The sequence below is a fragment of the Alistipes provencensis genome (genome assembly GCF_900083545.1).
Lineage (GTDB): Bacteria > Bacteroidota > Bacteroidia > Bacteroidales > Rikenellaceae > Alistipes > Alistipes provencensis.
Genome location: NZ_LT559262.1, coordinates 1205279 through 1220161, shown reverse-complemented (window position 1 = coordinate 1220161; position 14883 = coordinate 1205279). Strand labels below are relative to the sequence as shown.

The 14883-nt window shown below is 53.6% G+C and carries 10 protein-coding genes; all 10 read left to right on the top strand.

All coding sequences use genetic code 11. The features are described 5' to 3' along the window. Positions 1 to 16 precede the first annotated feature (16 nt). The 10 genes from BN5935_RS04850 to BN5935_RS04805 all read left to right on the top strand — a co-directional run bounded on the left by BN5935_RS04850 (position 17) and on the right by BN5935_RS04805 (position 14870). On the top strand, positions 17 to 3160 hold the full coding sequence (locus tag BN5935_RS04850; RefSeq protein ID WP_064975120.1) for a SusC/RagA family TonB-linked outer membrane protein: 3144 nt from the start codon (positions 17 to 19) through the stop codon (positions 3158 to 3160). 13 nt (positions 3161 to 3173) lie between these two features. Beyond that, positions 3174 to 4784, top strand: coding sequence for a RagB/SusD family nutrient uptake outer membrane protein (locus BN5935_RS04845; protein WP_064975119.1), 1611 nt, complete (start codon positions 3174 to 3176; stop codon positions 4782 to 4784). 18 nt (positions 4785 to 4802) lie between these two features. Next, positions 4803 to 5792 carry a DUF5017 domain-containing protein gene (locus BN5935_RS04840; RefSeq protein ID WP_064975118.1) on the top strand — a complete coding sequence of 330 codons (990 nt, stop codon included), beginning with the start codon at positions 4803 to 4805 and terminating at the stop codon, positions 5790 to 5792. Between the two features lie 13 nt (positions 5793 to 5805). Beyond that, the gene (locus BN5935_RS04835) at positions 5806 to 7686 is read left to right on the top strand and encodes a DUF5017 domain-containing protein (protein WP_082944031.1); all 1881 of its coding nucleotides are present in this window, start codon (positions 5806 to 5808) and stop codon (positions 7684 to 7686) included. Positions 7687 to 7688: 2 nt separating this feature from the next. Then, positions 7689 to 9152: a sialate O-acetylesterase gene (locus tag BN5935_RS04830; protein ID WP_162272057.1), complete on the top strand. Its 1464-nt coding sequence runs from the start codon at positions 7689 to 7691 to the stop codon at positions 9150 to 9152. 26 nt (positions 9153 to 9178) lie between these two features. Then, a complete protein-coding gene (locus BN5935_RS04825; protein WP_064975116.1) occupies positions 9179 to 9949 on the top strand; it encodes a S1/P1 nuclease in 771 nt (256 codons plus the stop codon). Positions 9950 to 9974: 25 nt separating this feature from the next. Beyond that, positions 9975 to 10733: a S1/P1 nuclease gene (locus BN5935_RS04820; RefSeq protein ID WP_064975115.1), complete on the top strand. Its 759-nt coding sequence runs from the start codon at positions 9975 to 9977 to the stop codon at positions 10731 to 10733. Between the two features lie 78 nt (positions 10734 to 10811). After that, the gene (locus BN5935_RS04815; protein WP_064976839.1) at positions 10812 to 11699 is read left to right on the top strand and encodes an endonuclease/exonuclease/phosphatase family protein; all 888 of its coding nucleotides are present in this window, start codon (positions 10812 to 10814) and stop codon (positions 11697 to 11699) included. Continuing rightward, positions 11700 to 13328 (top strand): sialidase family protein, encoded by a 1629-nt coding sequence (locus BN5935_RS04810; protein ID WP_064975114.1) that lies wholly within the window; start codon positions 11700 to 11702, stop codon positions 13326 to 13328. 66 nt (positions 13329 to 13394) lie between these two features. Next, positions 13395 to 14870 carry an arylsulfatase gene (locus tag BN5935_RS04805; RefSeq protein ID WP_064975113.1) on the top strand — a complete coding sequence of 492 codons (1476 nt, stop codon included), beginning with the start codon at positions 13395 to 13397 and terminating at the stop codon, positions 14868 to 14870. Positions 14871 to 14883 lie beyond the last annotated feature (13 nt).

Here is a 14883-nt window from a genome sequence, read left to right as displayed (position 1 = left end):
CTAAACCACTACACAAATGAACAGAATTTTACAAACAGCGTTTTTCGGCGCCTTATGGCTGGCAGTCTGCCTGCTTTTACCGGAAAACATCCATGCGCAGGCCGCCGCTTCACCGACTGTCTCGGGTACGGTCGTCGATGCAAACAAACAGCCCCTCGTGGGTGTGACCGTTCTCGTGCAGAAGACCACTCGCGGAACCGTAACCGACAAAAACGGTAAATATACGATCCGCGCCGGCAAGAACGACATACTCGAATTCTCGCTGTTGGGATATACGCCCCAGACCGTCAAAGTCGAAGCGCAGACCCGCATCGACATCACCTTGGCGGAAGACACCAAGCAAATCGACGCCGTCGTCGTCGAAGTCGGCTACGGATCGCAGCTCAAACGCGATGTCAGCGGATCGGTAGGCATCGTCAAGGTAGACGACATGGTCAAGGCCCCGGTAAGCTCTTTCGACCAGGCATTGCAGGGCCGCGTGGCGGGTGTCAACGTCACCTCGTCCGACGGCCAGCCGGGTACGGACTTCAACATTGTCATCCGCGGAGCGAACTCGCTCACGCAGGACAACTCCCCGCTCTATGTGATAGACGGATTTCCGATCGAGAACTTCTCCAACGCCGCGCTCAACCCTGATGACATTGCGTCGCTGACTGTTCTCAAAGACGCCTCCGCAACAGCTATCTACGGCTCGCGCGGCGCCAACGGCGTCATCATCATCGAGACGAAAAAAGGCAAAGTCGGACGTCCTACGATTACCTACTCAGGCACATTCGGCGTGCAGAGCGTCACCAAAAAGATCGACATGATGAGCCCCTACGAGTTCGTAACTTATCAGATCGAACGGGACCCGTCCAGCGAAGGAACCTACCTCGCCAACGAGAACCGCACGTTGGAGGACTATCGTAACATGAAAGGCATCGACTGGCAGGATAAAATATTCCGTACGGCCTTCGTCCACATGCACAACCTCTCGGTACGCGGCGGCAACAAGTCGACCAAATATTCCGTCTCCGCATCACTGAACGATCAGGACGGAGTCATCCGCAATTCGGGATATAAGAAATATCAGGGGCGAATCACGCTGGACCAAAAACTGAGCAAATACGTCAGCTTCAATGCAAGCGTCAATTACACGCAGGACAAAGTAAGCGGGCAGACCTCTTCCGCAGCGCTGTCGACGACCAACTCCTATGCCACATACCTCATGTACCGCACCTGGGCCTATCGGCCCCTTCTGCTCAAAAACCAGAACATCGCCGATATGTTCGACGACGATTCGGCTGCTACGGGCGTAATGAATCCCTACATCTCGACGATCAACGAAAACCGCCATGCCAAACGCACAACGATGATGGCCAATGCCAAACTGGACTTCAAACTGGCCAAGGCGCTGACTCTTACCATCCGGGGCGGATATACGAACTACAATTCGCTGACCACGGAGTTCAACAACTCCGAATCCTTCAAGGGTTATCCGCGTCCAAGCAACAGCAAAGGTGTCAACGCTTCTATTTCAGACTATACCCGCAACGACTGGATGAACGAAAACCTGTTGACTTACAAGCGTAAATACAACGATCGTCACAACTTCGACGCAATGATCGGTTTCACGATGCAGGGAACCACCTCCCAGACCTACGGATTCGAAACGACTCACATCCCCAACGAGGGGCTCGGACTGAGCGGCATGGACGACGGCCTGCCTTACAACACGACCGCCACGCTTTCGGACAACACCTTGATGTCGATGCTGATGCGTGTGAATTACAACTACCGTTCGCGTTATATGTTCACGGCTTCGTTCCGCGCCGACGGTTCTTCGAAATTCATGCCGGGACACCGCTGGGGTTACTTCCCCTCGGGTGCTTTCGCCTGGCGCTTCGGCGAAGAACCGTGGCTGCGCAATGCCGAATGGCTCGACGATGCGAAACTGCGCGCCAGCGTCGGCGTAACGGGCAACAACCGAATCGGCAACTTCTCGGCCTATCCCTCGATCACGCTCGGCGACTATTATTCGTTCGACAACGGCACACCGCTCGAAGGCTACATCCCTTCGTCACTGGGCAACCGCGACCTGACGTGGGAGAGCACGACACAGTATAACATCGGTCTCGACCTAGCGTTTTTGAAAAACCGGATCAACCTCACTTTCGACATCTACCGTAAAAATACGAAAGATCTGCTGTTGAACTCCAACCTTCCATACAGTTCGGGATACACGACCGTATTCAAAAATATCGGAGCGGTCCGCAACGACGGTATCGAACTATCACTCAGCACTGTGAACGTCAAGGCCCGTTACTTCACCTGGACCTCCGATTTCAACATCAGCTTCAACCGCAGCCGCGTCATGGCGCTTTCCGAAGGTGAGGAGTTCCTGCTCTCGAAGGTCAGCTTCACCAACGACTATAACAATTCCTACCTCTACATCGCCCGTATCGGCGATCCGATGGCGCAGTTCTACGGATATGAATGGGACGGCGTATACGGTTACGAAGACTTCGCGTTCAATTCTGACGGCAGCTTCTCGCTTAAAAAAAGTGTGCCGACCAACGGCGACGAACGCGACAAGATCATGCCCGGAGATGTGAAATATGTCGACCAAAACGGCGACGGCGTGGTCAACGCCAAGGATATGGTCGTAATCGGCCGGGGCGAACCGATCCATACGGGAGGATTCAACAACAATTTTTCATGGAAAGGCCTGAGCCTGAATATCTTTTTCCAATGGAGCTACGGCAACGACGTGATGAACGCCAACCGCATCATGTTCGAAGGCAATGCGCTCAACAAAAACATCAACCAATACCGTTCCTACGTCGACCGCTGGTCGCCCGAGAATCAAGAAAGCCGTAACTTCCGTATAGGCGGACAAGGTCCTTCAGGCATCTACACCTCACGGACGATCGAAGACGGTTCGTTCCTGCGTCTGAAGACCCTTCAACTGAGCTACACGCTGCCGAAGACCTGGACGAACAAACTGCATCTGTCACGTCTCGAAATATTCGTGTCGGGACAGAATCTTTGGACCTGGACGAAATATTCGGGGCTCGATCCCGAGGTTTCGACCCGCAATTCGGCCCTGACGCCCGGATTCGACTATTCGGCCTATGCCCGCAATCGAATATTCACGGGCGGCATCAAATTAACTTTCTAATCAGCGAGTATCTATGAAAACGATAAAACGATATATTCTGATCGCTTTTTCAGCGTTGACGCTTCCCGCCTGCACACTGCTCGACACCGAACCGCAGGACTTTATCACGCCCGACAAATTCTACAATACGCAGGAAGAACTGGAAGCCGCGCTGCGAGGCGTCTACATGACCTTGGCTGACAACGGCCTTTACGGCATGAACATTCCCGCCCGGCTCGGCCTAAGCGCCGACATCGGTTACGAAACTTATGATTACGATTCGTCCAGCGTGGGATTCTACGACGTGTCGACCAACGACGCGATGGTACTCACCTATTGGCGCCTGTGCTATGCCGGCATCAACCGGGCGAATAAACTGCTGGAAAGCATCGACCGACCGGCCATTGACGAAACCGTCCGGGCCCGGATCGAGTCCGAAGCACGTTTCCTGCGTGCTTATTTCCACTTTATGCTGGTCAACCGCTTCCAGAATATTCCCGTCATGCTCCAATCTCCGAAAGATGGGTACAAAGAGAGCGTACAGATTGCCCAAAGCGCTCCGCGTGACACATACCGGATGATTATTTCCGAAATGGAGGCTTCCGTCGCCGGACTGCCCGATGCCGAAACGCTCTCGGGCGGAGGCCATCTGAGCAAATCGGCAGCCTACGGCATCCTAGCCCGCACAGCGCTCTATATGGCGGGACAGCCTCTCGAAGAAACAAGTATGTACGCCAAGGCCAAGGAGTATGCAGGCAAGGTGATCGAGTTGGATTTCCATCGGTTGAATCCTTCGTTCGAAGAGGTTTTCATCAACATGATCCAAGACAAGTATGACATCCGCGAAACCATTTTCGAGATCGAATTCTGGGGCAACAACCAGTCGACCTACACAGCAACCGCCGGGCAGATCGGCCGTATCAACGGTATTCAGGCCTACACGGCATTGACGAATATCGGGCCGAGTAACGGCGCATTGCGGGCTTCGAGTTATTTCTACACGCTCTACGAAGAGGGCGACCTGCGCCGCGACTGGACCATCGCTCCGTTCTATTACCAGAACTCCGAAAACGACAAGGGAATACCCCTCGACTACAAACACGACTGCGGCACCAACTACTGGCGGCGTTGTTGCGGCAAGTTCCGTCGGGAATACGAACTCTCCGATCCGAAGGATAACCAGTATACCCCGATCAATTTCCCGGTACTGCGCTATTCCGACGTACTGCTGATGTGGGCCGAAGCCGTGGCGGCCGATCCCGATTCATCGGCGCAGGAATTGAAGCAGGCTTACGAATACGTCAACATGGTGCGCCGCCGCGGTTTCGGAAAAGACCCGCTGGTCGCCGACGCCACGGTGGACCTCGAACAGGAGAACAAACAACAGCTCCTCGAAAACATCAAGGACGAACGTGCGCGCGAACTGGGTTTCGAAGCGCTGCGCAAAGACGACCTAGTGCGCTGGGGCGAACTTTACGACAGAATGGTGGCCGTCAAAGCCATGATTCCACCCACCTACACCTCCAACTATTACGTCATGGGGCGCATCTACTACGGCAATGTATCGCGCCGCGACGTGGTATGGCCGATTCCTTCGTATGAACTGGGTGTCAATCGAAAACTGGTACAGAATACCGGATTCTAAACTTAAAAAAGTCAAACGATGAAAAACACAACGATACTGCTGCTCACGGCGCTGTTGTTCGCCGGTTGCGAGCGGGGCGAGGTCGAAACTCCGGAACTGGGAGTCACCGTCGCCTCGACGGTGGTCAAGGCTGGAGCGCCCGTCGATTTCTTCCTTTCGGGACAAAGCGACATGATCGCCTTCTATTCGGGCGAGGTCGGCAACGATTATGCACAGCGTTTCGACGACCGTGTGGTCGAAACCGCAATCGCCATCTCATACAGTACCATTCTGTCAAACGGAACGAATCCGGGCTACATGCCGCTTCGTTACTCCAACGACCTGCAATGCTCGGATCCGGGCGGCATCTACACGCAGGCAGACATCGAGGCTGCCACATGGCACGACATTTCGCATCTGTTCAAACAGCCGACTACTCCTCAGGCGAGCGTACACATTCCCGCCGGAGAGGTCGACATCACCGAATTCTTCGTCGACGGCGAAACACCCCTCTACCTGAGTTACTACTACCATGTCGATCCGTCGATGCCGGGCAGTTGGACCCGTTCATATGTCAATATCCAGAGTTTCCTCATTTCCGGCATAACACCTGTCGGGAAAGAGACTATCTACCGTTTCGCAGACTGCAACTGGCAGGCCGTCACCGACGAAGATAGCTACAGCGACTCGAAGAACTCGAAACCCGATGTCAATACTTCTCGCCTGCTGGGACGCTGTGCTAACGTCAAAACCGAAAAGAAAGCCTGGTTCGTGGGAGGACCCTTCTACAAACAGGCCAGCGTCAACATGGGCCCCGACATGTCGACGCCCATCAAAGCGAACTCCGACCCGATGCCCGCCTCCTATCAACATACGTTCAGCGAACCGGGCGACTATACGGTGACATTCGTAGGCATCAACGCAAGCGTATACGGCCGCAAAGAGACCGTCCGAAGCATCAAGCTCAAAGTCGTGGAAGAAGACACCGGTTCCATCGTACCGCCCTCCGGCGGGGAATGGAACGACTAAAACCGTTACAGCCATGAAACAGACAATCAAAATATGCATGTTATTGGCTGCCGCAGTATCGGCGGCATGTCAGACGGATGTTGCCGACGGCACACAGTCCGTAGCGGACGGTTACGTCCGTTTCTCGAGCGGAAAGATTACTCAAACCCGCACCGTCATCGGAAAAGAGGACGAGACCCTGACCGTGGCGTGGGATGCCGGCGATTTGGTCGGTATCTACGGATCGGCCGAATCCCGGAATCTGGGAGACAATTATCCTTACGAGGTTCAGGAAATCAGCGAAAAGGGCGAAGCCTGCATTTTCCGTTATCTGAATCCGGGACAAGCGTTCCAGAACCCTGCCCGGGACAACACCTACTATGCCTATTATCCTTATGACGAGGATGCCGGGACTTCGCCCGCGGCCGTCGCTCTTTCGCTTCCCGCAGAACAATACCAAAGTGCGGCAGGCAGTATGGAAAACCCAGCCAATCTGGGGTTCATGAAAGCCGTTCCGGCAACGGTCAAGGACCCCGCATCCGGTGTCAATTTCGAGTTCCACAATGTCTTCGCCATCGTCGAACTGAAACTCCGCCTGAACGCCGCTTCGTCCATGAGCAGCGTACCTATCCGGAGTATCCGCATGAGTTCGTCATCGACCGACCTGGTCGCCCCGCAGGCAGAAATCGATCTCACGGCTCCCGTCGAAACAGGCTATTTCATCCTTCCCGTCACCGTCAAAGAGGGTGGCAGATCGGCGAACCTGACCTTCGACGAGACGGCCCAACTGACAAAAAAGGACGGCAGTTTTTATTTCGTCGTACTTCCCGGCAGCCATCCCGCCGGCGACATTACACTGGAAGTAACCGCCATCGACAATTCGGTCAATACGGTAACACTGCCGGGCGATGTGGAATTCCGCTCGAACCGTCACTATACGAAAAGCGTCGAACTGGCTCTCGACGGATTCAAACAGCAGGAGCAGTTCGACGTAACCCCTGCAAGCCAGACCGTCAAGACAGGCGAGACACTGCAATTCGACTTCTCGGGAAAAGCCGACGACATTGTATTCTGGTCGGGAGAAGAAGGCCACGATTACTCCAAATCCGACATCGGCGGCACGTTCGAAGCATCGGTATTTCTCAATTTCGGTTCGCTCTACATCAACGGCTGCCAGCGCAACTGCGGTTCGGTCAGATATTCGACCGACTTCAGCGGAATCTACGACGACGCAGCGGTAAAAGCCGCCACATGGACCGATGTCAGCGAACTGTTCACTCTGCCGCCCTATATCTCGGGATCGTCGGATAAGAACCCCGGCGAAGCCGAAGCCAACCTCTCCGGAAACCCCTACGACTCGGGAACAGTGGACATTACCTCGTGGTTCAAGGATTACGACACACCGGTCTACTTCGCCTTCTTCTACCATGTACACACGCCCGATCCGAACTTCGTGGATGAAAAAGGAAGCGGCAGGCCCAACAACCGGACCATGTGGGACCTCTACTACTGCGAGGTATCGGGAGCCTATCCCGGCGACAGCGCACCTTCGCGCATCCTCGGTTTCAACAGCGAGAATCAAAGCGCCATGACGCTGGTAACGCCCAATACATGGAGCACCAAAAACCCATGCAAAATGGGACAGTCTACGTCCGGCACGAAAGTCATCCGCATGACGGAAGACAACGCGCCGTCGGGCGACAAGGATGCCTACTGCATTACCCGTGCCATCTACCGGCCCGCCGCACAGATCATATCGTCAGACACGGGCGTAACAATCTCCGCAACGGGCGAAGGCTACGAGCATGTCTTCTCGACCCCCGGCGTCTACAACGTCGTCTTCGTGATCACCGTACCCACGCTCGCCGGCAACGAAGAAGTTGTCAAACGATTCGAGATCACGGTAACGGAATAACCATGAATCGAACATCGAAAATATTCGTATCGGCACTGCTGCTGCTCCTCATATGCGGAGGGGCGGCAGCACAGCCGATCCTGCGGCTGCCGTCGGTCATCGGCGACCATATGGTATTGCAGGAAAATACGAACGCCCGGATCTGGGGGTGGGCCGAACCGGACAACGAGATTCGGATTATTCCTTCGTGGTCGCAGGACACCATCCGGACCAAATCAACCGGCGATACCAAATGGCTGGCAAGCATCCCGACTCCTCCGGCAAGCGACAAGGCGCATACGCTGACCATCGAGACCCGACACCGCACCACCGTCGTCAAAGACATACTCATAGGTCAGGTATGGTTGTGCGGCGGCCAGTCCAACATGAATTACAGCGCAGCCAAAGGTATTACCGATATGCAGGAAGAACTCGAAAAGCCCATGAATCCTTCAATCCGGCTCTTTACGGTCACGCGCAACAGTTCCCCGTGGTACCAAGAGGACTGCGAAGGAGAGTGGCAGGTATGCGATGCCAAAAGCGCGCTGTGGTTCAGTGCCGTAGGATATTTCTTCGGGAAGGCCGTCGCCGAGAAGCTGAACCAGCCCGTCGGACTGATCAACACCTCGTGGGGAGGTTCGCCGATCGAACCGTGGATTCCGAAAACGGAATTGGAGAAAAAGCCCGAACTCAAAAAATGCTGGTCCAAGCACCGCAAAAGCAAAGGTACATACCGCTATTCGCCGGGATCGATGTACAACGCCATGATCCATCCCATCACCGGTTTTCCGTTGGCCGGAGTCATCTGGTATCAGGGAGAAGCCAATATGGGACACACGAGTTATGCCGACGCATTTTCGCTGCTGATCGATTCGTGGCGTTCCGGATTCGGACGCGAACTGCCTTTCTATTTCGTACAGATCGCCCCTTATGCCAAATACAAAAATCCGGGCAGCGCCGCAGTTATCCGTGAACAACAAGCGCGGGTCGCAGTCCTAAAAGAAAAAACGGGCATGGTTGTAGTCTCCGATCTGGTCGACAATGTCAACAGCATCCATCCGCGCCGAAAACAGGAAGTGGGGCGCCGTCTGGCGAATTGGGCATTAGCCGAGACTTATGGCAAACCCCAGAGAAAATACCGGCATGCGAGTTTCGCTTCGATGAAGATCAAGGGCCAGAAAGCCGTAATCGAATTCAACGACGCCGAAGGCGGCATCCACAGCGACGGCGAAGCTGCCGAAGCTCTCGAAATATGCGATGCTTCCGGTGTTTTCCATCCGGCACGGGCCATCATCGACAAAAAAAACGGTTCGCTGATTGTCTGGAACGATACCGTTCGCAGACCGACTGCCGTGCGTTATATGTTCAGTAACGGCGGCATAGGAAACCTGAAAGACTCGTCAGGACTGCCCGTCGCACCATTCAGAACGGATTCCCCCTTCATCATTGCAGACAAGGCTGCGGCTGAGCTCGCTCGGGAAAAATAATTAAGTACACAGACAATAATACGACTATGAAAATAAAATTGATTTTACTCGCATGCATCGTATGCAGTGCTTTTCAACCGGCTTTCGGCTGGGGTAAAACCGGCCACGATGCCATCGCCTATATTGCCGAATGCAACCTCACTTCACGTGCGAAAAAGAATATCGAGAAATACCTCGACGGGCGATCAATAGTCTACTATGCCTCATGGATGGATCAGGTGCGTTTCACAAAACCCTACCGAAGCACTTCGAAATGGCACGGTTTCGCCACAGATGCCGAAGCCAAATACATCCCGAGCCCCGGAGAGGATGCCGTACTGGCTATCGAAGAGGCTGCGGCATCGCTTCGTGACTACCGCCATCAGAACGACTCCACGGTCTGCACGGCCATTCGTTATCTCGTGCATCTGGTGGGGGATATGCACTGTCCGGTGCATATCAGGTATCCGTGGTATGAAAAGTTCCTGTTCAAAATTTATGGCAGGGAATACCAGTTACACAGTTTTTGGGATGCCGTCCCGGATATCATCCACACCTGGGGATATGAGGATTACCGCTACCAACTCGACCGCTGCTCCAAAACGGAGCGTAAGGCGCTTGCCGCCGGAACACCCCGCGAATGGGCCGATGACAATGCCCGCACCTGCCGCGTGATTTACGACTGGATCAAATCCGGCGACAACCTTACAAAGGCACAGTCGCACGATTTCATGCTGAACGTACAGCCGTTGGCAGAGCGGCAAATACTGAAAGCGGGGTATCGCCTCGCACGCATACTGAACGACTTATTCGATTGACAGAACCTTACACACTCTGACGCGGATGAAAACGAAATTATTTCTTCTTGTATGCATCGCATACTATACCGTCCAGTCGGCCTGCGCATGGAACCGTACGGGACACGAAGCGATCGCCTATATTGCCGAACGACATCTCACCTCTTCGGCGAAAACAGCCATCGAAAAGTATCTCGATGGTCGATCGATCGTCTATTACGCAGCTTGGATGGATCAGCAGCACGAACATATCCCCTATAAACATACGATAATGGTAGATGCCGACAACGAACCCCTCCCGCTGTCGAAACGTCCGGAACTCGATGCCATGAACGCCATTATGAAGTCGATCGACCGTCTCGAAAACCGCTTTGCCCATCCGAAGGATACGGTGGCTCTCGACATCAAATTCATTGTCCATCTGATCGCCGACATCCATTGTCCGGTGCACATCGTTTACCCGGAGATAGCCCGTTCCTTTCCGGTAACGCTCAACGGACGATCCCGGAGTTACCATTCGATATGGGACGCAATGCTCGACAACAACCATCTGTGGACCTATCGCGAATATCAGGAACAACTGGATCGTTTTTCGGAAGACCGAATGAATGAAATGGCAGCCGGAACACCGACCGGCTGGGTTCGCGAAAATGCCGAACGATGCCGCGGCATCTACGATTGGGCAAAAGAGGGCGACGCCCTCGGAAGGCCCTTCATCAACAAGGCTTATCCGCTGGCCGAAGAACAAATGCTACGGGCTTCATACCGCTTGGCGAAATTGCTGAACGAAATTTTCAGCGAATAGAATGTACTCCGGGCGGAAAAAATTTTCCGTCCGGAGTACATTCACATAACCGATATGCAAAACATAATTTTCAACACCATGAAAGCAAATCTTTATATAAAAATGCTCCTCTGCTGCCCTCTGCTGTTTACAGAGGCTTGTTCAGACGATGACGACAAACCCCAAAAATCGACGAACGTCAGTGTCGTTTCATTCAATATCCGTGTTGACAATCCCGTTGACGGAGACAACGTCTGGGAAAACCGCAAGGCAGCAGCCGTGGCCATGATCGAATCCGAACAGCCGACTCTGCTGGGATTGCAGGAAGCACAGCCGCACCAGATTACCTATCTGGCAAAAAACTGTCCGGACTACGCTTGGTACGGTCTGGGACGCGACACGGGAGAATGCCCGCCCGAAACCGATTCCTATGCCGCCGAGGAGTGCATGGCCATTTTCTACAGGACATCGGAGGTCGAACTGCTCGACAAAGGAACTTTCTGGCTTTCGACGACACCCGACGTACCATCGAAAGGTTGGGACGCCAATTACAACCGCTCCTGTACATGGGGATATTTCAAACACAAATCCTCAGGCCGCAACTTCTATTTCTTCAACACGCACCTCGATAATTCGGGCGAAATGGCCCGCAAGCAATCGTTGCTGCTGATCGCCGATAAGGTCAAGAAGATCAATCCGGAGGCCCATCCGATATTCCTGACCGCCGATTTCAATTCCGATACCGACGAAACCATTTTCTCCCCGTTATTCAAGGTGATGCACGACGCCCGCAAACTGGCTACGATCACCGATGACCGGGCAACTTTCAACGGCTATAAGGATACCGCAACCCGAAAATTGGATCATATTTTCTTCTCGAACTGCCTGGCCTACCGATTCAAAACATTGACGCAAAACTACGGAGCGCCCTATATCTCGGACCACTATCCGATAAAGGCTGTTTTCGTAATTCCCCGCACGGAATAAATGAAACGCAACGCTTTTATACTTCCGATCGTGCTACTGAGCGCCTGTTCGCCGGAATCCGACGAACAGGCGCCCGACAACCCGGTCTACAATCCGGAAGCCGTGCTATACGTCGAAGGTTCAATGATCGACATCCGAAAAGTACAGGAGGGTGAAATGGTATATCCTCAAAACGATGAATTCACGTTTTCCGCACAAAACACAACCGTACTCGGAACAGGAAGGCTCTATGCCACATCGCTCCGGGAATACCGGGGAGTAGAAAGGGTTCGCGCAGACTATCCGACGACCTTGCAGATCGCCCTGGTAATGGGAACCGATCCCGGAACAGGGTGGACGGCCGAAAAGACGAGATTTCAGACAGGGAAGTTTCATTATCAGTTATATTCCCTCCTCTACGACACACCCGGGGAATGGGTGGAGATCCCGTCGGGAGGGGTTGCCGCGACTTTGGTGTTCGGAAAGAAATTTTCCGTAATAGGAGTTCCCGATCCCCCGGGAACCATTATCGCCCGCGCCACGGAACTTCGCAAACGCAACATCAGCAATCCGAGCATCATGATTCTCGATGACGGCAGCTATTTCGCAGGCAGTTCCGGTCCGAACCCCAAAGGCAACACCTATTTCCGGTCGACGGACAAGGGCCGTACATGGGAAAGGATTTCGAATCCGGACTATATGAACTTCTGCAAGTGTTTCACACGTCCTTCCGACCGTCGTACACTCTACGAAGTAGGTGTTTCCGCAGCCAAACGCGGTAATATCGTCATCCGCAAGTCCGAAGACAGGGGGCGTTCGTGGTCTGCCCTTACAACGCTTTTCGAAGGAGATTATCACGGAGCCCCGACACCCTACGTCGAATATCGGGAACGTATCTGGCATGCCATGGGCACTTCACCCGAAACGGGAAAAATGGGCATTGCCGTTCTCTCCATCGCACAAGATGCCGATCCCATGCGTAAAGAGAACTGGACGTTGACCAACGTCCTCGGAGGCGGTCCAAACTCTTGGTTCGCAGGTTCAGGAATTACGCACGACACACAACGCAGTTTCAACCAATGGCAGGAAGGATGTATCGTCCCCGATCCGGAAGGCGGGCTGACGATTGTAACCCGCATCGATGAATCGAATTGGAGCGACGCGGCAGCCTTAATCCATGTCGCTGACGAATACACGATCACTTTCGATCCTGCCACGGATTTTATCGATATGCCGGGCGGAGGAAAAAAATTCACCATCCATTACGACAAGCAAAGCCGAAAATATTGGACTCTTGTCAATCCTTGTTATGACGAAGATCGCCGGCAAGTTCACTCCGGATGGTACCATGATCGGATCAATCCGCTTTTCCTGCGATCGCGGCTCGTACTGTGTTCTTCGCCGGACCTGCGGAACTGGACAGTCGAAAAAGAGGTGATTTCCAGCAATAATTGTTTTTTTCACGGATTCCAGTATGTCGATTGGATTTTCGACGGCGATGACATCATTGCTGTCAGCCGCACGGCTTTTTCCGAAAGCCGCGGACTGCCCAACCGCCAACACGACGCGAATTTTCTGACTTTTCACCGTATCCGGAATTTCCGGGACGCAAAATTCGAAACAATCACGATCGGCTGCGATCAGCTCTGACGAAGTACGGCAGCAAATTTAGACTCAACGCATCAAGCACGAATCTGAAACCCAAAAATTCTACTCATGACCCAAAAAAGAAACAACGTTCTTGCCGTATTGGCGCTGGGAGCAATAGCCTCCGGCTGCTCTTCCCGGCAAATTCCGGCCGAGGAGCTTAATGTCATCTACATCCTTGCCGACGACCTCGGCTACGGCGACCTCGGCTGCTACGGACAAACGAAAATAGAGACCCCGAACATCGACCGTCTGGCCTCCGAAGGCATGCTTTTTACCCGCCACTATGCCGGCAGTTCGGTTAGCGCCCCATCCCGTTCGGTACTGATGACCGGATTACATACGGGACATACTCCCATTCGTGCCAACAGGGGCGGAGTAGGGCGCGGCGATAATAGCGAGGGTCAAGCGCCGCTTCCGAAGGGCACCTACACGCTCGGACGGATGTTCCAGCAGGCAGGTTATGTAACCGGAGCCTTCGGGAAATGGGGACTCGGATCACCCGGATCGGAAGGAGATCCAACGCTTCAGGGGTTCGACGAATTCTTCGGCTACAACTGTCAGGCACTTGCGCACAAATATTACCAAGAGTATCTCTGGCACAACCGCGACACGGTCTGGCTTATGGGAAACAACCTTGTCAATCGGACCCAGTATGCGCCGGACATCATTCATCGAGAGGCACTCGACTTCATCCGAAATAATAGTGACCGAAAATTCTTTGCATTCTTACCTTATATCCTGCCGCACGCAGAGTTATTGCCTCCGGAAGATGAACTGATGGAAAAATATCGCGGACAGTTCGAAGAAACACCTTATTCGCGGGGTAAAAAGGCGGGAGACTATACGCCCGAAAAGAAAAGCAGGGTAGGCTATTGTTCGCAACCTGAGCCGCATGCCGCTTTCGCTGCCACGGTTTCGCGCCTTGACAACTATGTCGGGGAGGTTATGGCATTGGTCGATAGTCTCGGAATCAGGGAACAAACAATCATAGTCTTTACCAGTGACAACGGACCGCATCGAGAAGGCGGCGGCGATCCCGATTTCTTTGCGAGCAACGGTTCGCTCCGAGGATACAAACGCGATCTGTACGAGGGCGGAGTGCGTGTCCCGATGATCGCCTCGTGTCCCGGACTGATTCCCGCCGGCAGTCGGTCGGACCATATCTCGACCTTCTGGGATGTGCTGCCCACCTTTGCGGAGATGACCGCAACCCGGCTTCCGGTCGCAACCGACGGAATCTCGATGCTGCCCACCTTGCTGAAGCGAGACGGACAAAAGGAACACGCGTATCTCTATTGGGAATTTCACGAGGACGGCGGCAAAACAGCGGTTCGTATGGGCGACTGGAAAGGCATCCGCTTACAAGTGATGGATAATTCCGAAGCGAAAATAGAATTGTTCGATCTTGCCTCTGATTTTCATGAAGATCATGATATTGCGGACGAACATCCGGAAATCGTTTCCCAGATAGCCGAAATCATGCGCTCGGCCCATACGCCATCATCGGTATTCCATTTTGGACGGATCGATGAAAAACAGTAATCCATATCTTATT

Coding starts and splice junctions, on each gene's coding strand:
- BN5935_RS04850 (WP_064975120.1), top strand. CDS start 17: ATGAACAGAATTTTACAAACAGCGTTTTTCGGCGCCTTATGGCTGGCA.
- BN5935_RS04845 (WP_064975119.1), top strand. CDS start 3,174: ATGAAAACGATAAAACGATATATTCTGATCGCTTTTTCAGCGTTGACG.
- BN5935_RS04840 (WP_064975118.1), top strand. CDS start 4,803: ATGAAAAACACAACGATACTGCTGCTCACGGCGCTGTTGTTCGCCGGT.
- BN5935_RS04835 (WP_082944031.1), top strand. CDS start 5,806: ATGAAACAGACAATCAAAATATGCATGTTATTGGCTGCCGCAGTATCG.
- BN5935_RS04830 (WP_162272057.1), top strand. CDS start 7,689: ATGAATCGAACATCGAAAATATTCGTATCGGCACTGCTGCTGCTCCTC.
- BN5935_RS04825 (WP_064975116.1), top strand. CDS start 9,179: ATGAAAATAAAATTGATTTTACTCGCATGCATCGTATGCAGTGCTTTT.
- BN5935_RS04820 (WP_064975115.1), top strand. CDS start 9,975: ATGAAAACGAAATTATTTCTTCTTGTATGCATCGCATACTATACCGTC.
- BN5935_RS04815 (WP_064976839.1), top strand. CDS start 10,812: ATGAAAGCAAATCTTTATATAAAAATGCTCCTCTGCTGCCCTCTGCTG.
- BN5935_RS04810 (WP_064975114.1), top strand. CDS start 11,700: ATGAAACGCAACGCTTTTATACTTCCGATCGTGCTACTGAGCGCCTGT.
- BN5935_RS04805 (WP_064975113.1), top strand. CDS start 13,395: ATGACCCAAAAAAGAAACAACGTTCTTGCCGTATTGGCGCTGGGAGCA.